General features: G+C 73.9%; 15 protein-coding genes and 1 other RNA gene. 10 read left to right on the top strand and 6 right to left on the bottom strand.

Going from position 1 to position 17475, the window contains the following annotated elements; translation table 11 throughout:
- The first annotated feature begins 135 nt into the window (after positions 1 to 135).
- Together ACIBAD_RS26270 and ACIBAD_RS26265 are read left to right on the top strand one after the other, a co-directional pair.
- The gene (locus tag ACIBAD_RS26270) at positions 136 to 2286 is read left to right on the top strand and encodes an acyl-CoA dehydrogenase (protein ID WP_398908839.1); all 2151 of its coding nucleotides are present in this window, start codon (positions 136 to 138) and stop codon (positions 2284 to 2286) included.
- A gap of 12 nt (positions 2287 to 2298) precedes the next feature.
- A complete protein-coding gene (locus ACIBAD_RS26265; protein WP_134075229.1) occupies positions 2299 to 3486 on the top strand; it encodes a lipid-transfer protein in 1188 nt (395 codons plus the stop codon).
- A 49-nt stretch (positions 3487 to 3535) separates the two neighbouring features.
- On the opposite strand, the gene ACIBAD_RS26260 is transcribed toward ACIBAD_RS26265, so the two are convergent.
- Positions 3536 to 3895, bottom strand: a complete 360-nt coding sequence (locus ACIBAD_RS26260; RefSeq protein WP_398908857.1) for a DNA-binding response regulator — start codon at positions 3893 to 3895, stop codon at positions 3536 to 3538.
- 263 nt (positions 3896 to 4158) lie between these two features.
- Here ACIBAD_RS26260 and ACIBAD_RS26255 point away from each other — a divergent pair, with 263 nt between their 5' ends.
- From ACIBAD_RS26255 to ACIBAD_RS26240, 4 genes are all read left to right on the top strand, one after another.
- On the top strand, positions 4159 to 5013 hold the full coding sequence (locus ACIBAD_RS26255; RefSeq protein ID WP_398908837.1) for a MaoC/PaaZ C-terminal domain-containing protein: 855 nt from the start codon (positions 4159 to 4161) through the stop codon (positions 5011 to 5013).
- Positions 5014 to 5038: 25 nt separating this feature from the next.
- Complete coding sequence (locus ACIBAD_RS26250) at positions 5039 to 6118, top strand: Zn-dependent alcohol dehydrogenase (protein ID WP_134075226.1); 1080 nt, start codon at positions 5039 to 5041, stop codon at positions 6116 to 6118.
- Positions 6119 to 6161: 43 nt separating this feature from the next.
- Entirely contained in the window at positions 6162 to 7103 is a 942-nt protein-coding gene (locus tag ACIBAD_RS26245; protein WP_134075225.1) for a 3-oxoacyl-ACP reductase, read from the top strand.
- An 87-nt stretch (positions 7104 to 7190) separates the two neighbouring features.
- Positions 7191 to 8414, top strand: a complete 1224-nt coding sequence (locus ACIBAD_RS26240; RefSeq protein WP_398908834.1) for an ROK family protein — start codon at positions 7191 to 7193, stop codon at positions 8412 to 8414.
- A 27-nt stretch (positions 8415 to 8441) separates the two neighbouring features.
- On the opposite strand, the gene ACIBAD_RS26235 is transcribed toward ACIBAD_RS26240, so the two are convergent.
- Positions 8442 to 9533 (bottom strand): hypothetical protein, encoded by a 1092-nt coding sequence (locus ACIBAD_RS26235; protein WP_398908832.1) that lies wholly within the window; start codon positions 9531 to 9533, stop codon positions 8442 to 8444.
- Between the two features lie 279 nt (positions 9534 to 9812).
- On the opposite strand from ACIBAD_RS26235, the gene ACIBAD_RS26230 reads away from it, so the two are divergent.
- From ACIBAD_RS26230 to ACIBAD_RS26220, 3 genes are read left to right on the top strand one after another with little or no spacing between them, the layout of a single operon-like run.
- Positions 9813 to 10670 carry a Nif3-like dinuclear metal center hexameric protein gene (locus tag ACIBAD_RS26230; protein WP_398908829.1) on the top strand — a complete coding sequence of 286 codons (858 nt, stop codon included), beginning with the start codon at positions 9813 to 9815 and terminating at the stop codon, positions 10668 to 10670.
- Positions 10667 to 11410 carry a C4-type zinc ribbon domain-containing protein gene (locus ACIBAD_RS26225; protein WP_208329165.1) on the top strand — a complete coding sequence of 248 codons (744 nt, stop codon included), beginning with the start codon at positions 10667 to 10669 and terminating at the stop codon, positions 11408 to 11410. Before ACIBAD_RS26230 ends, ACIBAD_RS26225 begins: the two co-directional genes overlap by 4 nt.
- Positions 11410 to 12741: a bifunctional RNase H/acid phosphatase gene (locus ACIBAD_RS26220; RefSeq protein WP_398908827.1), complete on the top strand. Its 1332-nt coding sequence runs from the start codon at positions 11410 to 11412 to the stop codon at positions 12739 to 12741. The genes ACIBAD_RS26225 and ACIBAD_RS26220 overlap by 1 nt, the downstream gene beginning before the upstream one ends.
- Before the next feature lie 72 nt (positions 12742 to 12813).
- On the opposite strand, the gene rnpB is transcribed toward ACIBAD_RS26220, so the two are convergent.
- Positions 12814 to 13214: RNase P RNA component class A (gene rnpB, locus ACIBAD_RS26215), an RNA gene on the bottom strand.
- A 137-nt stretch (positions 13215 to 13351) separates the two neighbouring features.
- On the bottom strand, positions 13352 to 14797 hold the full coding sequence (locus ACIBAD_RS26210) for an RNB domain-containing ribonuclease (protein ID WP_134075220.1): 1446 nt from the start codon (positions 14795 to 14797) through the stop codon (positions 13352 to 13354).
- Between the two features lie 102 nt (positions 14798 to 14899).
- Between ACIBAD_RS26210 and yaaA the strand changes: the two genes are divergently transcribed.
- Complete coding sequence (gene yaaA / locus ACIBAD_RS26205; RefSeq protein ID WP_134075219.1) at positions 14900 to 15700, top strand: peroxide stress protein YaaA; 801 nt, start codon at positions 14900 to 14902, stop codon at positions 15698 to 15700.
- 106 nt (positions 15701 to 15806) lie between these two features.
- Here yaaA and ACIBAD_RS26200 read toward each other — a convergent pair whose 3' ends face one another.
- Both ACIBAD_RS26200 and ACIBAD_RS26195 read right to left on the bottom strand, forming a co-directional pair.
- The gene (locus tag ACIBAD_RS26200; protein WP_134075218.1) at positions 15807 to 16553 is read right to left on the bottom strand and encodes a bifunctional DNA primase/polymerase; all 747 of its coding nucleotides are present in this window, start codon (positions 16551 to 16553) and stop codon (positions 15807 to 15809) included.
- A gap of 185 nt (positions 16554 to 16738) precedes the next feature.
- A complete protein-coding gene (locus ACIBAD_RS26195; protein ID WP_134075217.1) occupies positions 16739 to 17386 on the bottom strand; it encodes a TetR/AcrR family transcriptional regulator in 648 nt (215 codons plus the stop codon).
- Between the last annotated feature and the right edge of the window lie 89 nt (positions 17387 to 17475).

The raw sequence follows: 17475 nt of genomic DNA, 5'->3' as shown, positions 1-17475 counted from the left end.
ATGGCCGGTTCTGCGGCGCCCTTCCGGTCGCCCGCACCTGACCTTCCGTCAGAATGGAACGTGTTCTACTCTGGCCCGCGATCAGGGGGACCGCCCGGCGCCGGCCGGGGCGTCGGAGAGGCGGCAGGGATCCGTATGGGCATCGGAATCACGCAGGAACAGCGGGAGTTGGCCGAAGCCGTGCGCGGCTGGGCGGCGCGCGCGGTGCCACCCGGGGAAGTGCGCAAACTGCTGGAGACCCCGCCGCGGACCGGCGTACGGCCCGCCTACTGGGACGGGCTCGCCGCCGCCGGGCTCCTCGCGCCGCACCTGGAGGGCGGCACCCTCCTCGACCTCGCCGTCGCCGTCGAGGAGGCGTCCCGGGCGGCACTGCCCGGCCCCTACCTGCCCAGCGCCCTCGCCTCCGTCCTGCTGGACCGCGCGGGCGCGGACGAGCTCACCGCGGCCCTGGCCGACGGCACCCGCGTCGCGGCCGTCGCCCTCGGCCCCGGAAGCATGACCGCCGTCGCCGTCGAGGGCGGCGGGCACCTGCTCGACGGGCTCGCGCCCCCGGTGCTCGGCGCAGGGGAGGCCGACCTCGTCCTGCTCGCCGCCGAAGCCGCCCACGGCACGTGCTGGTTCGCCGTGGACGCCGCCGCACTGGACATCCGTACGCACGACAGCGCCGACCCGACCCGGCCCACCGCCGAGGTGCGCGCCCGCGGGGTCACCGCGGCACCCGGCCGCCTCCTCGACCTCGACGCGGCCCTCGTCCGGGACCTGGCCTGCGCGCTGTTCGCCGCCGACGCCTGCGGCACCGCCGCCTGGGCGCTCACCACCGCCGCCGATTACGCCAAGGTCCGCGAGCAGTTCGGCCGCCCCATCGGGCAGTTCCAGGGCGTCAAGCACCTGTGCGCCGACATGCTGGTACGCCTCGAACAGGCCAGGGCCCTGGCCTGGGACGCCGCCCAGGCGGCGGACGACCAGCCGGAGGTGCGCTCGCTCGTGGCCGCGCTCGCCGCCGGGAGCGCCCTCGACGCCGCCTACTCCTGCGCCAAGGACTGCATCCAGATCCTCGGCGGGATCGGCTTCACGTGGGAGCACGACGCCCACATCCACCTGCGCCGGGCGATCGTCGCCCGGCAGCTGCTCGGCGCCGGGGACGGACACCGCGTACGGGCGGTACGGCTCGCGGCCGGCGGCGCGCGGCGGCAGCTCCGCCTCGAACTCCCGGCGCGGGCGGAGGCGTACCGGACCCGGGCGCGGGCCGCCATCGAGGACGCGCGCGGCCTCGACCCGGCCGCCGCCCGCCAGATCCTGGCTCCCACCGGATACGCGGCCCCCTACCTGCCGCCCCCGTACGGGCTCGGCGCCGGACCCGTCGAACAGCTCGTCGTCCAGCAGGAACTGGCGGCGGCCGGAGTCAAGGTCGCCGACCTCGGGATCGCCACCTGGGTCGTGCCCTCGCTGCTCGCGTACGGGACCGAGGCGCAGCGGGAGACGTACGTACGGGCGACCCTGCGCGGGGACGCCACCTGGTGCCAGCTCTTCTCCGAGCCGGGGGCGGGCTCGGACCTGGCCTCGCTGCGGACCAGGGCGGAGCGCACGGCGGACGGCCGCTGGAAGGTCAACGGACAGAAGGTCTGGACGAGTTCCGCGCAGAGCGCCGACTTCGGGATCCTGCTGGCCCGGACCGACCCGGCAGCCCCCAAGCACAAGGGGCTCGGCTACTTCGTGGTCGACATGCGGGGCACCCCCGGCATCGACGTGCGCCCGCTCAAGGAGATCACCGGCGAGGCCCTGTTCAACGAGGTCTGGTTCGACGACGTCCTGCTGCCCCCGGACGCCCTCGTCGGCGCGCCCGACGAGGGCTGGAAGGTCGCCCGCAACACGCTAGGCAACGAGCGGGTCCACATGGCCGACCAGATGACCTTCGACACGGGGCTGGAGGCGCTGATCGCCCGCTCGGCCGAACTCGACGGCGCGTACCGCGCGCGGATCGGGGCGCTCACCGCCGAGGCGCACGCCCTGGCCTGCATCGGGCTGCGCACCACGCTCCAGCAGGTGTCGGGGCTGGAGCCGGGCGCCGGTGCTTCCGTACGCAAGCTCGTCCAGACCCCCCACCAGCAGCGGACCGCCGAGCTCGCGCTCGAACTGCTGGGACCGGCGGGCGCGGTGCGGGAGGGGGCGGGGGAGCGGGCGGTGCACGGGATGCTCATGTCCCGCTGCCTGACCATCGCCGGGGGCACCACGCAGGTCCAGCTCAACGTCGTCGCCGAGCGGATTCTCGGCCTTCCCAGGGACTGAAGGGCATCAGTGATGAAGTCGTACATCGTGGGCGTCGGCATGACGAAGTTCGAGAAGCCGCAGTCGCGGGACTGGCAGTACTGGGACATGGCGAAGGAGGCGGGGACGGCGGCGCTGGCGGACGCGGGGATCGCGTACGACCAGGTGGAACAGGTGCCGGTGGGGTACTGCTTCCAGGCCTCAACGGCAGGCCAGCGGGCCGCGTACGAACTGGGGCTGAGCGGGGTCCCGGTCTACAACGTGAACAACAACTGCGCGACGGGGTCGACGGCTCTGATGATGGCGCGGCAGTTCGTGGAGGGCGGGATCAGCGACTGCGTGCTGGCGCTGGGCTTCGAGAAGATGAAGAAGGGTGCGCTGGGCGGCGGCGCCGACGGGGGTGACTTCAAGACCTCTCCGGTCGCCCGGCACTACGGGATCATGGCCGCCGGGCACGGCTTCGAGATGTCCCCGCCGACCGCACAGATCTTCGGGAACGCGGCCCGCGAGCACATGGAGCGGTACGGGACCACGGCCGCGCAGCTGGCGGCGGTCGGGGCGAAGAACCACCGGCACTCGGCGAACAACCCGAACGCGCAGTTCCAGGACGTGTACTCGGTGGACGAGATCCTCGGGGCCAAGCCGATCCACACGCCGCTGACGAAGCTGCAGTGCTCGCCGACCTCGGACGGGGCGGCCGCCGCGGTGGTGGTGTCGGAGCGGTTCGTGGTGCGGCACGGGCTGCACGACAAGGCGGTGGAGATCGTCGCGCAGGCGATGACGACGGACACGGAGGCCTCGTTCGCCTCCGGCTCGTGCATCGACGTGGTCGGCAAGCCGATGACGGAGGCGGCGGGGCGGCAGGTGTTCTCGGCGTCCGGGCTCGGGATCGAGGACGTGGACGTGATCGAGCTGCACGACTGCTTCTCGATCAACGAGCTGCTGACGTACGAGGCGCTGGGCATGTGCGGGGAGGGCGCCGCCGGGAAGCTGGTGGAGTCGGGCGCGACCACGTACGGCGGGCGGTGGGTGGTGAACCCCTCCGGGGGCCTGATCTCGAAGGGCCACCCGCTGGGAGCGACGGGGCTGGCGCAGGCGGCGGAACTGGTCTGGCAGCTGAGGGGCCAGGCCGGCCCCCGCCAGGTCCCTCAGGCCCGGGTCGGCCTCGCCCACAACATAGGCCTGGGCGGGGCGGCGGTGGTGACCCTGCTGCGGAAGTAGGCGGCCGGACGTCCGGGGCCGGGGCCGCGGGGGCGGCGGCCGGGCGGGTCTACGGGCCCGACAGGGACGGATCGACGACCGTTTCGCCGCGGGAGGCCGCGCGGATGGATTCCGCCAGGTCCTCCACGGGGCCGTCGCGCAGGACCAGGCCCGCCGCGCCCGCCGCCAGCGCCGCGTCCCGCAGTCCCGGATGCGCCGAACCGGTCAGCACCAGCACCCGGCACTCCGGGTCCTCCGCCAGCAGCGCCGTCACCGAGGCGAGCTCCTCCACCAGGGCCACGGCCGGCCGCGCCAGTGCCGAGGCCACCACCTCGATGTCCGGCTGCAGCCCCAGCCGCAGCGCCAGCGCCGGGTCCGGCGGGAACAGCAGGACCCGCAGGGACCGGGCGGGGCGGGGGTTCACCGGCATTTCGTCCACGCCGTCAGGGTAGGGCCGGCCGCGCCGCGCGGAGCCGGCAACACGCCTCGGCCAAGCTGATCCTGACGTGGAGTCAGGAGTCTTCACAACTGCTGGGGGGTGCGTTATACATTCCTCACCGCTCGGTCCTAGAACGCGTTCTAGAACCGAACAGGTCCCGCAAACGACCTCGGTGCGGCCGACGGTGCGGACAGCCGCACCGAGGTCTTCCACGCAATGGGAACCGAAGAACCGAACAAGGAGCAGCATCCTCAATGCCGATCGATGCCGCCAGGGCCCTCGCCGCGGAGCCCCGCCAGGGGAACATCGCCTGGGACCACAAGGACATCCAGCTCTACCACCTCGGCCTCGGCGCCGGCCGCCCCGCCACCGACCCCGACGAACTGCGCTACACCCTGGAGTCCAAGCTCCACGTACTCCCCAGCTTCGCGACCGTCGCCGGCGCCGGCATGGCCATGCCGGGCGGCCTCGCCGCCCCCGGGATCGAGGTCAACCTCGCCAACGTCCTGCACGGCGGCCAGTCCATCGAGCTGCACCGGCCCATCCCGGTCAAGGGCAGCGCCACCTCCTCCGCCAAGGTCGCCGCCCTCTACGACAAGGGCAAGGCCGCCGTGATCGTGCTGCGCACCGAGGTCGCGGACGCCGACGGGCCGCTCTGGACCAGCGACGCGCAGATCTTCGTACGCGGTGAGGGCGGCTTCGGCGGAGAGCGCGGCCCCTCGGTCACCTCCGAGCTGCCCGACCGGGCCCCCGACCGGGTCGAGGAGCGGCACATCCGCGAGGAGCAGGCGCTCCTGTACCGGCTTTCGGGCGACTGGAACCCCCTGCACGCCGACCCCGAGTTCGCCAAGCTGGCCGGCTTCGACCGGCCGATCCTGCACGGCCTGTGCTCGTACGGGATGACCCTCAAGGCCGTCGTCGACACGGCGCTCGGCGGGGACGTCTCGCGGGTGCGCGCCTACCGCACGCGTTTCGCCGGGATCGTCTTCCCGGGGGAGACCCTGCGGATCCGGATGTGGGAGGAGCCCGGGCAGGTCCGGGTCTCGGTGACCGCCGTCGAACGGGACGACGCGCCGGTCCTCGCCGACACCGTCGTCGAACACGCGTAACGCCCGACCTCGAAGGAGCCGCACCGTGCGCGCAGCACTGCAGAGCGAGATAGGCCAGGACAAGCTCGAAGTCGTCGACGACATGGAGACCGCGGGCTTCGGCCCCGGCAAGGTCCGGATCCGCATCAAGGCCACAGGCCTGTGCCACTCGGACCTCTCGGCGATGAGCGGCGTGCTGCCGCAGCCCGCCCCCTTCATACCCGGCCACGAGGGCTCGGGCGAGATCGTCGACGTCGGCGACGGGGTCACGACCCACGCCGTCGGCGACCGGGTCCTCGTCTGCTGGCTGCCGCCGTGCGGACACTGCCCCGCGTGCAAGCGCGGCCAGGGCCACCTGTGCCTGGAGTCCTTCGCGAACGTGGCCACGCCCAACTTCCGCCGCTCGGGCGGCGGGGACGTCTTCGGCTTCGCCGGCACCGGCACCTTCGCCGAGGAGATGGTCGTGCCCGCCGCGTGCGCCGTGCCCATCCCCGACGACCTGCCGTACGACATCGCCGCGCTGATCGGCTGCGGAGTGACCACGGGCCTCGGCGCCGCCATCAACACCGCCAAGGTGGAGGCCGGGTCCTCGGTCGCCGTCATCGGCTGCGGCGGCGTCGGCATCTCCGTCATCCAGGGCGCCAAGGTGCAGGGCGCGGCGCAGATCGTCGCGGTGGACCCGGTGGCCTCCCGGCGCGAGGCGGCGCTGCGGTTCGGGGCGACGGAGGCGGTCGCACCGGAGGCCTTCGGCGACGCCAAGAACCGGATCACGGCCGGCGAGGGCTTCGACTACGTCTTCGAGGTCGTCGGCAAGTCCGCGACCACGCACACCGCGTACGAGATGACCCGGCGCGGCGGCTCCGTCGTCGTGGTCGGCGCCGGCGCGCTCGACGACAACTACTCGGTCAACATGTTCTCGCTGTTCTTCGACGAGAAGAAGATCCTGCCGTCGATGTACGGAGGCGGGGACGTGCTCCGCTCGTACGAGCGCACCATCGCGCTGTGGCGGGCGGGCCGGGTGGACCTGGCGGGCCTGATCACGCACCGGGTGCACCTCGGCGAGATCAACGACGCGCTCGACCAGATGCGTACGGGCGTGGCCCTGCGCACCTGCATCGAACTCTGAGCACCCCGACCGATCCAAGAGCTCTCCGAGAGGAATCCGGTAGATGTCACTCCCACTTGAGGGGCTGTCCGCCATCGTCACCGGCGCCGGCCGCGGCCTCGGCCGGGCCGAGGCGATCGAGCTCGCGCGGCTCGGTGCGAGCGTGGTCGTCAACGACTTCGGCCAGAGCGGACGGGACGGCTCCGGGGAGGCCTCGGCCGCCCCGGCGGAGGAGGTGGCCGAGGAGATCCGCGCCGCGGGCGGGCGGGCGGTGGCGCACCTGGGCGACGTGGCCGACTTCGAGCAGGCGCGCGAGCTGGTCGGGCTGGCGGTCACCAGCTTCGGGAAGCTCGACGTCCTGGTCAACAACGCCGGCATCCTGCGCGACCGGATGGTCTTCTCCATGTCGGAGGAGGAGTGGGACTCGGTGATCCGGGTCCACCTCAAGGGCCACTTCAACACCACCCACTTCGCCTCCGTGCACTGGCGCGAGCGGTCGAAGGCGGCGGGCGGACCGGTCTACGGCCGCATCGTCAACACCTCCTCCGAGGCCTTCCTCGGCGGCTCGGCCGGCCAGCCGAACTACGCGGCGGCCAAGGGCGGCATCGTGGGCCTGACCACCTCGACCGCCCTGGCCCTCGCCAAGTACGGGGTGACGGCCAACGCCATCTGCCCGCGCGCCCGGACCAGGATGACGGAGGACGTCTTCGCCGGCTTCCAGCTGCCGGAGGAGGGCAAGCTCGACCCGCTGGCCCCCGAACACGTCGCCCCGCTGGTCGGCTACCTGGCCTCGCCGGCCTCGGCGAAGGCCAACGGGCAGCTGTTCGTCGTGCACGGCGGGATCGTCGTCGTGATGGAACGCCCGAAGGTTGCCGCCAAGTTCGACACCGCCAAGGAGGCCTTCTCCTACGAGGAACTGGACGGACTGCTCACCCCGCACTACGACTCCCGCCCGGCCGGAGAGACGTTCGCCGCGGCGGAGGTCCTCGGCCTCAAGCACGACTAGTCCCCGGACACACGGGGTGCCACCCCCCCCTCGGCGGCGCGGCAGATGGAGGCCGTCCCGTGGCTCCTGCTCGGCGAGAATGTGCGGATGACCAGCAGTGACGAGGGCGCCGAGCAGCCCTGGAACCCCCAGCGGCAGCGCAGCGCCAACGAGCGGCTGCTGTGGGAGCGGCTGCGCTCCGGCGGGGCGGCCTCGCGGGCGCAGCTCGCGCGGGAGACGGGGCTGTCCAAGCCCACCGTCTCCAGCGCGCTCGCCGCCCTCGAACAGGCCGGCCTGGTCCGGGAGGCCGGTGTGCACGCCCCCGAGCGGGGCCGCACCGCCGTGCTCTACGCCCCCGACCCGACGGCCGGCTACGCCCTCGGGATCGACATCGGCCGCAGTCGGCTGCGGGTGGCGCTGGCCGACCTCGACGGCACCGTCGTGGCCCGCTGCGACGTCCGCAACCAGGCCCGCACCGCGAACACCATGGCCGACCTGGCCGTGTCCACCGCCCACGGGCTCGTCGCCGACTCGGCCCTGGACCCGCGCAAGGTCACCCACGCCGTCGTCGGCACGCCCGGCGTCTACGACGAGGACAAGCGCCGGGTCCGGTACGCCCGGCAACTGCCCGGCTGGGGCCGCCCGGGGCTCTTCGACCGGATCCGCGACGGGCTCGGCCTGCCCGTCGCCGTCCAGAACGACGCCAATCTCGCCGCGCTCGGGGAGTACACGTACGGAGTCGGCGCGGGCAGCCGGCTCTTCGTCTACGTCATGATCGGGACCGGTCTCGGCATGGGCATCGTCAACGAGGGCCGGCTGTTCACCGGGGCGCACGGCGGGGCCGGCGAAATCGGCTTCCTGCCCTGGGCGGGCCGAGGCGAAGCGGATCCCGGATCCGACACCGCCGACTCCGCCGACAGCACGGACAGCGCGGGCAGCACGGACAGCATGGAGGACGCCGTCTCGGCGGAGGCCGTGGTCCAGGGGGCCCGCGCCCACGGGATGACCGGTCCGCTCACGGCCAAGGACGTCTTCGACGCCGCCCGGGCGGGAGACCCGGCCGCCGCCCGGGCCGTCGAGCAGGAGGGCGTACGCCTCGCCCACACCGTCGCGGCCGTCTCCGCCGTACTCGACCCGGACCTCGTCGTCCTCGGCGGCGGGGTCGGCCACAACGCCGACCTGCTGCTGAGCACGGTCCGCCGGACGCTGCGCACCCTCACGCCGCTGCGGCCGAAAGTGGCCCCGAGCGGACTGGGGGAGGACGCCGTGCTGCTGGGCGCGGTGGCCACGGCGCTCGACGCGGCCCGCGACCTGGCCTTCGAAGGCCGCTGACCTCCACCGGGCTCCGCCCCGGCCCCGCTACAGCGGCGCCTGCTGCAGCGGTACGGGCCGGGGCGCGGCCGCCGACGGCGGATCCAGCCGGACCGGGGGCGGCGGGGACACCGGCAGGGTCAGCCCCGTGATCCCGCAGGGGGTCTCCGGGGTCGTGTACGGGAGGTGCAGGCGGCCCTGCGGGCTCCACAGCCCGGTGCCGAGCCAGCCGTCGGGCGCGGGGAGCCGGAACACGTGCCGGTCGGCGGGCCGCCACAGGCCGATCATCCCGCAGCCGCCGCCGGGGGCACCCCCGCCGCCCTCCAGCCGGAGCGCTACCCCGCAGCTCTCCGGCATCAGGGCCTGGCCCGGCTGCACGGCGAACGGGGTCCCCGCCTCCCCGCGCAGGCACTCGGGGAAGCGCACCGGCAGCGAGCTGCCCAGCACCCCCCAGCCCAGGCGCGGTTCGCCCGGGGCGTCCGAGCGGATCAGCAGCAGCCCGCTGTCGGGGTCGGCCAGCAGCAGCCGGTCGTCGCTGCCCTCCGCGATCTGGAGCAGCGGGGAGACCTCGCCGCCCCGGCCCAGGTCCACCGCGACGGCCTTGGTGGTGCCGTCCAGCTCGCGGTCCAGCGCCAGCATCCGGCCCGTCCGGTCCAGCCAGACGCCGCCGGAGCAGCGGCCCGGGATCCGGGCGACCTGCCCGAAGGCGCCCCCGGCCACCTGCCAGACCGTGGTTCCGGCGGCCGACGCGGCCAGGGCGAACGCGCCGCGTCCGTCCGGGGACGGGGGCAGCAGGGACACCCGTACCTCTTCGTCCCCGCGCTCCACGGAGCCCAGCGGGAGCTCCCCGGTCCGCGGCCCGGCCGCGGCGCCGCCCGTCGGGTACAGCAGGGCGAAGGCGTGCCGCTGCGCGACCCTCCGGTGGATCAGCACCCGCCCGTCGGCCAGCGCCAGCACCTCGCTGTCGGCCTCCTCGGGCTGCGCGAGCGGCAGCGGCACCGCGTACGGCTCGGGCCCGGCCAGGGTCCAGCGCTCCGGGTACCGGGCTTCCCCGTCCCCGGCCAGCCGGGCCGCGTACGACCCGTCCGCGGCGATGGTGAACGGGGCCGTCGTCGTGATCTCGATGGCACAGACAGTCATCCGTGCGTCACCTCCGGGGAGGAAGCTAGTTTTCGCCCTTCGGGCCGAACAACACGACCATCCGCGCTTCACACGTACGGGTGGCCGCCGGGCGGTTCGGGGTGGGCCGCGAGGGCGATTGTGCTGTGCGACAGCGGGGCGTCCGGGGCGAGCCGGGTCGGTCGGGAACAGCCGGGAGCGGACGGACGGGACCGCCGCCGGCGAGGTCCTGGACGACCTGCGCACCTTCCTCGTCAAGTAGGGACGGACCCGCTCCCGTACGGACGGTAGCCTTGGCCTGTGCCCCGTCTCTCCGAAGTCATCGCCGCGCTGGACGCCCTCTGGCCCCCCTCGCGGGCCGAGCAGTGGGACGCCGTCGGAACCGTGTGCGGCGATCCCGACGCCGAGGTCTCCCGCGTCCTGTTCGCCGTCGACCCCGTGCAGGAGATCGTCGACGAGGCCGTGAAGCTGGGCGCCGACCTGGTCGTCACCCACCACCCCCTCTACCTGCGCGGCACCACCACCGTCGAGGCCGGCACCTTCAAGGGCCGCGTCGTGCACACGCTGATCAAGAACGACATCGCGCTGCACGTCGCCCACACCAACGCGGACACCGCCGACCCCGGCGTCTCCGACGCCCTCGCCGGCGCCCTCGACCTGCGGATCACCGGCCCGCTGGTCCCCGATCCCACCGACCCCGAGGGCCGCCGCGGCCTCGGCCGGATCTGCGAGCTGGACCACCCCGAGACCCTGAGCGCGTTCGCCGCGCGCGCCGCCGCCCGGCTGCCGCAGACCGCCCAGGGCATCCGCGTCGCCGGCGACCCCGAGCAGCTCGTCCGTACCGTCGCCGTCAGCGGCGGCTCCGGAGACAGCCTCTTCGGCCAGGTCCGGGCCGCCGGCGTGGACGTGTTCCTCACCGCCGACCTGCGCCACCACCCCGTCTCCGAGGCCCGCGAGCAGAGCCCGCTCGCCCTCGTGGACGCCGCGCACTGGGCCACCGAGTGGCCCTGGTGCGAGCAGGCCGCCGCGCAGCTCGACGCGATCTCCGAGCGCCACGGCTGGGGTCTGCGCACCCATGTCTCGCGCACGGTCACCGACCCGTGGACGGTGCACGCGCCGTCCGTCACACCCCCTTCTATCTCTGGAGCCCCCAACTGAACGCCGAGCCCGCCGACCAGATCCGACTTCTCGACGTCCAGGCCCTGGACGTCCGGCTGTCTCAGCTCGCCCACAAGCGCAAGTCGCTGCCGGAGCACACCGAGGTCGAGTCCCTGACCAAGGACCTGACGCAGCAGCGCGACCTGCTCGTGGCGGCCCAGACGCAGGCGAGCGACGCCGCCCGCGAGCAGACCAAGGCGGAGCAGGACGTCGACCAGGTGCGCCAGCGCGCCGCGCGCGACCAGCAGCGGCTCGACTCCGGCGCGGGCATCTCCGCCCGCGACCTGGCGAACCTGCAGAGCGAGGTCGTCTCCCTCGCCAAGCGCCAGGCCGACCTGGAGGACGTGGTCCTCGAGGTCATGGAACGCCTGGAGGGTGCCCAGGAGCGGGTCACCGGGCTGACCGAGCGGGTTTCCGCCCTCGAAGCCAAGCTGACGGACGCCACCGCCCGCCGCGACGCGGCCACCGGCGAGCTCGACGCCGAGGCCGCGAAGATCACGAAGGACCGCGAGGTCATCGTCGCCTCGATGCCGGCCGACCTGATGGCCCTGTACGAGAAGATCCGCGTCAAGCAGGGCGGCGTCGGCGCCGCCCGCCTGTACCAGCGCCGCTGCGAGGGCTGCCGTCTGGAGCTCGACATGGCCGAGGTCAACGAGATCAAGGCCGCGGCCCGCGACCAGGTCGTGCGTCACGAGAACTGCGGCCGCATCCTGGTCCGTACGGCCGACTCGGGCATCTGATGCAGAGGCCTGTCCGTTTCGTCGTGGAGGCGGACGGCGGCTCCCGGGGCAACCCGGGGCCCGCCGGCTACGGCGCGGTCGTCATCGACCCGGCGACGGGCGAGACGCTGGCCGAGCGCGCGGAGTACATCGGCGTCGCGACCAACAACGTGGCCGAGTACAAGGGCCTGATCGCCGGCCTCGAGGCGGCCCGCGAGCTGTCCGCGGACGCCGTGGTGCAGGTCCGCATGGACTCCAAGCTGGTCGTCGAGCAGATGTCCGGCCGCTGGAAGATCAAGCACCCGGACATGAAGCCCCTCGCGGCGGAGGCGGCGAAGATCCTGCCGCGCGCGCAGGTGACGTACGAGTGGATCCCGCGCGAGCGGAACAAGCACGCGGACCGGCTCGCCAACGAGGCGATGGACGCGGGCAAGCGCGGCGGGCAGTGGGAGCCGTCGGCCTCTTCGGCGGCCCTGGACGCCTCGGCCGCCCGCGCCCTGGCGACCCCGCCGGCCGGCCCTCCGGGGGATGCCGCGAAGGGGGCCGCGGCCGTACGGGCCGCCCTCGCCACTGCTTCCGGTACGTCGGCCACCGCACCGGCACGCGAGGAGGCTGGGGCCGACACCCTGTTCGCGGAGCAGGGCGCCGGCGCAGCGGGGCGCATCCCCGCCCCGGCGCCGGGCCCGGCCCAGGCCCCCTCGGCCACGCCGGGCTGGGGCCCCGACATGGGGACCCCGGCGACCTTCGTCCTGCTGCGCCACGGGGAGACGGCCCTCACCCCGCAGAAGCGCTTCTCCGGCAGCGGCGGCACCGACCCGGAGCTGTCCCCGGCCGGCCGCCGCCAGGCATCGGCGGTGGCCGGGGCGCTGGCCGCGCGCGGCACCGTCCAGACGATCGTCAGCTCCCCGCTGCGCCGCTGCCGGGAGACCGCGCAGGCCGTCGCCGACCGGCTCGGCCTCACGGTCACGGTCGAGGAGGGCCTGCGCGAGGTGGACTTCGGCGCCTGGGAGGGCCTGACCTTCGCCGAGGTGCGCGAGCGCTTCCCGGACGACCTCCAGGCCTGGCTGGACTCCCCGAAGGCGGCCCCGACGGGCGGCGGCGAGAGCTTCGCGGCCGCCACGCGCCGCATCTCGGCGACCCGGGACCGGCTGCTGGCCGCGCACGCGGGCCGCACGGTGCTGCTGGTCACGCACGTGACCCCGGTCAAGATTTTGGTCCGGCTCGCGCTGGGCGCCCCGCCGGAGGCGCTGTTCAAGATGGAGCTGTCCGCGGCCTCCCTCTCGGCGGTGGCCTACTACGCCGACGGCAACGCCTCGGTGCGTCTGCTGAACGACACCTCGCACCTGCGCTAGCCGGCCGGTTCGAGGACGTACGGCGAAGGGCCCGCCCCTGATGGGGACGGGCCCTTCGGTTTCGTCGAGTGCAGAACAACCGGAGCTGTACGCCGGGTTCTGTCGCCCGGTGACCTCGCGGTCGCCGGGGAGACGGCCATCCATCTAGGACCGGCGTTGCCGCCGGCCTCCTGCGGTCTACCCGCGAACTCGGGCGGGCAGCCCTCGAACGTTCGCGCAGAGCCGTCCGAAGACGACTCCTCTTGACCTTGCTCCGGGTGGGGTTTACCTAGCCGCCTGGGTCGCCCCAGGCGCTGGTGGTCTCTTACACCACCGTTTCACCCTTACCGAGGGCCGAAGCCCCGGCGGTCTGTTTTCTGTGGCACTGTCCCGCGGGTCACCCCGGGTGGCCGTTAGCCACCACCCTGCCCTGTGGAGCCCGGACGTTCCTCGGCGGGATCCGGGGATCCCGACGCGGCCGCCCGCTCCGGTTGTTCTGCGAGTGACCATGCTACCCGCGCCCGGCGCCGCGCTTGACCTTGACGCAGCGGCAGGGTCCCCACCGGAGGGCATGCGGATCGCAGAGGTCGCCGCGCTCGTCGCGGTCACGACCCGGGCGGAAGCCGCAATGTCAGGCCGGGGCGAAGAGGATCTTCGTGGTGCCCGGGTCGGCCTCCAGCAGGCGGACCCGGATGCGGTCGCCCAGCGGCAGCCGCGCGGACGGGGATTCGACCCGGCCGACCACGGCCGGCTCCTCCAGGTGGACCGTGCCCACGAGCGGCTCGTGCTCCTTGACGTCGATCACGGTCGCCTCGAAGGTCTCCCCGACGTGGTCCTTCAGCAGGGCCGCCTCGACGAGGTCCACGCACTCCCGCTCGGCCGTGTTGGCCAGCCTGCTGCCGTCCGCCATCCGCTGCGGGAGTGCGTCCAGCGCGGCCGTCGCCCATCCCGGGGGCTCGGCCCCGGCCACCGCCGCCACGCACAGCTCGCCCGCGTACCGGTCGACGAGCCGGCGCAGGGGGGCGGTGCAGTGCGCGTACGGGGCCGCCACCGCGGAGTGCAGAAGGGGCTCCGGGGTCGCGCCACCGGAGAACACCGTGTAGCCCGCGCCGCGCAGCAGGGCCGTGCACTCCTGGAGGAACGCGGCGTGGGCGGGCAGGTGCGGGTCGAGGGTGCGGACGAGTTCGGCGTAGGGCATGTGGTGCGGCCAGTCGATCCGCAGGGCGGCGGCGGTGCGCCGGAGCCGGCCGACGGCCCCGTCGGGGGCGCTGGGGAGGGTGCGCAGGATGCCGGTGCCGGCGGCGAGCATCAGCTCGGCGGCGGCCATGCCGGCCATCAGGGAGATCTGGGCGTTCCAGCCGTCCGCGGGGAGCGGGGCCCGGTAGGCGAGGGTGTACGAGCCGTCTTGAGCGACGATCTCCTGCTCGGGCACGTTCAGCGAGATGCCGCCGCGCTCCTGCTCCAGGGTCTCGCGGAGCCGGCCGATGTCCTGGAGGAGGGCGAGGGGCTCTTCGGCGGTCCGGGAGTCGATGGCCTGCTGGACGCCGTCGTAGTCCAGCTTGGCCCGGCTGCGGACCAGGGCGCGGCGGACCTCGGTGCTCTCCACGCGTCCGGCGGAGTCCAGGTCGAAGCGCCACAGCAGCGCCGGGTGGGGTTGGCCGGGCAGCAGGCTGGCCGCGCCCTCGGAGAGGACGGGCGGATGGAGGGGGATCCGGCCGTCGGGGAAGTAGAGGGTGGTGACGCGGCGGTGGGCCTCGGTGTCGACTGCGCCGCCGGGGGTGACGAAGGCGGCGACGTCGGCGATGGCGTAGTGCACGCGGTAGCCGCCGCCGCTCGCGCGCTTCGCCAGGTGCATGGCCTGGTCCAGGTCGCGGGAGGCGGGCGGGTCGATGGTGAACAGGGGGAGGTCGGTGGCGTCGAGCTCGGGGAGCCGGGGATCGCGGGCCGCCTCCTCGGCCTCGGCGAGCACCGGCGCCGGAAATTCCCCGGGCACGTCCAGGCTCGTCCGCAGTTCACGCAGCGCGGCCCGCAGGGCAGCCCCGTCTGCGCCGGTCATGTGCATATGACGGCGTGGCATGGATCGAGCGTAGGTCCGGTGGGCGCCGGGGGCGCGGCGAGAGCCTTACCCTGGCTCGGGGGCCGCACCCCCTGCGCCGTGTCGTACTGAAGGAGAACCACCGTGCTCGTGCTGCTGCCGCCGTCCGAGGGAAAGGCCGTCGGCGGCTCCGGCGCGCCCCTGGAGCCGGAGACGCTGTCGCTGCCGGGGCTGGCCGGGGCGCGGGCGGCCGTGCTGGAGGAACTGGTCGAGCTGTGCGCGGGGGACGAGACGAAGGCCCGCGAGGTGCTCGGCCTGAGCGAGGGGCTGCGCGGCGAGGTGGCGAAGAACGCCGGGCTGCGGTCCGCGGTGGCCCGGCCGGCCGGGGAGATCTACACCGGCGTCCTGTACGACGCGCTGGGCCTGGCCGACCTGCCGGCGGCGGCGCGGACAGCGGCGGAGCAGTCCCTGATGGTGTTCTCGGGCCTGTGGGGCGCGGTCCGGGTGACGGACCGGATCCCCTCGTACCGCTGCTCGATGGGGGTGAAGCTGCCGGGGCTGGGCGCGCTGGGGGCGTACTGGCGCGAGCCCATGGCGGCGGTGATGCCGGAGGCGGCGGGGGACGGGCTGGTGCTGGACCTGCGCTCCTCGGCCTATGCGTCGGCGTGGAAGCCCAAGGGCGGGGTGGCGGGACGCACGGCTACGGTGCGGGTGCTGCACTCGCAGATGGTGGACGGGGTGGAGAAGCGGTCGGTGGTGAGCCACTTCAACAAGGCCACGAAGGGGCGGCTGGTGCGGGACCTGCTCGTCGCCGGGGCCGTGCCCGCGACCCCGGCGGAGCTGGTCACGACGCTGCGCGACCTGGGCTACGCCGTGGAGGCGGAAGCCCCCGCGAAGGCGGCCAAGGCCTGGTCCCTGGACGTGGTGGTCACCCAGATCCACTGACCGCCCCGGCCCGGTCCACGAGGCACCACCGGGGGGTGTCCGCAAAGTCCCGCCGGACGCCCGAAGGGCGCCGCCCGCGGGCCGGGCAGGACTTCGCGGACAGCCGCTAGCGGCTCAGGGGCCAGGCCGCCGAGGGGGTTTCGGTGGCCGCGCCCGCGTACGCGGCGCAGGCGTCCGTCAGGGTTTCGAGGAGGGTGAGGGGGTCGGGGAGGGGGTGCTCCATGCCGCGGATCCAGGTCACCGCCAGGTCACCGGGGAGTGCGGCCGGGGGGACCAGCACGTAGCTGCCGCGGCAGTGCCAGCGCAGGCCCGGGTGCTCGTCCATCGTCTCCGGGTGGCAGTCCAGCTCGCAGGGCCACCACTCGTCCTCGTCCTCGGGGGTTCCGCGCGTCGCCGTGAAGAAGAGCATCCGGGCCTGGTCGCCCGAACCGCCCGATTCGGCGACCGGGCCGACCTCCACGCCCGCCGCCAGCAGGCGCTCCAGCGCGCTCGCCCCGGCTTCGAGCGGGACGTCCAGCACGTCGTGGACCATGCCCGTCGCGGTGATGAAGTTCGCCTGGGGCTGGTTGCGCGCCCAGCGCTCGATCTGTGCGCGGTCCGTCGTCGACTGTGTCTGCCAGGCGAAGGAGAGGGGGTGGCGTGCGGGGGTGGGGCAGCCGATCCGGTCGCACGAACACCGGTAGCCGGCGGGATGGGCGGCGGGGGCGAGCGGCAGGCCCGCGGCGGCCGCGGACAGCAGAAGGGCCTCGCGTGCGCGCTCGGGATCTTCGGGGGAGGGTTTGGGCCGCCGGCGCAGCCACTGGGAAATCCTGCTCTGCTCGCCGCGTTTGACGCGGCCGGACTCAGACCCCATCTATCCCCTCACCTCACCGTTTCCCCGGCAGACCCTCACATGCTCCCACCATCCTGCGGTCCGGGTGACCGCTCTCCCCCACCGGGGGGTGGGGGACAGGTGCACGGAGAGCGCACCACGGCAGGCCGAATGCCGTCACATACCGGTGAAATTCCGCCAATTGCCCCCGGCCGGCCACCGGCCCGTCAGTCCTCGGTGACCTTCGACACCCCCGTCACCGCGCCCACCCCGCCCAGTACCCGGTCCACCAGCGCGTCCGCGAACGCGTGCGTCAGCGGTCCCGTCCGCATCAGCCAGCGGTACGTCAGCGGCCCCACCAGCATCTCCGCCGTCAGGCGCAGGTCCACGTCCGGCGCCAGCCCTCCGGCTTCCCGGGCCGCCCGCAACCGCGTCTCGTACAGGGCGAGCTGGGGCTCCAGCAGCTGCTCGGCGAAGCGGGCGCTCAGCTCGGGGTCGGTCGCCCCGGCGGCGGTCAGGGCGCGCGTGGGGGCGGCGTACTTCTCGTCGTTGAACTGGTCCACCGTCACCCGCAGCACCAGCTTGAGGTCCGCGGCGAGGTCGCCGGTGTCCGGGAACCCCGTCCAGTCGGCATCCCTCTCCGCGTCCCCGAAGAGCGCGAGCGACGCGTCCAGCAGGACCGCCGCCTTCGAGGGCCACCAGCGGTAGATCGTCTGCTTGCCGACGCCCGCGCGGGCGGCGATGGCCTCGATGGTCAGCTTGTTGTAGCCGACCTCCGAGACCAGTGCGAGCGCCGCGTCGAGGATGGCCCGCCGGGAGCGGTCGCTGCGGCGGGCGGGGTCGGGGGCCTTCGCGTCAGGTGATCTGCTGCTCATTCGGACAAATTATCAACGCGCGACGTCTCGTCTTTGTGTCATTCCGTAAACCACCCAATCAGTTCACTGCGCGGTTCCCCTTGAGGAGA

Source organism: Streptomyces sp. NPDC051109, from assembly GCF_044455885.1.
In the GTDB taxonomy this organism is placed as follows: domain Bacteria; phylum Actinomycetota; class Actinomycetes; order Streptomycetales; family Streptomycetaceae; genus Streptomyces.
Note: the sequence above shows the minus strand (reverse complement) of the source record. Positions and strands in the feature narration are given on the sequence as shown.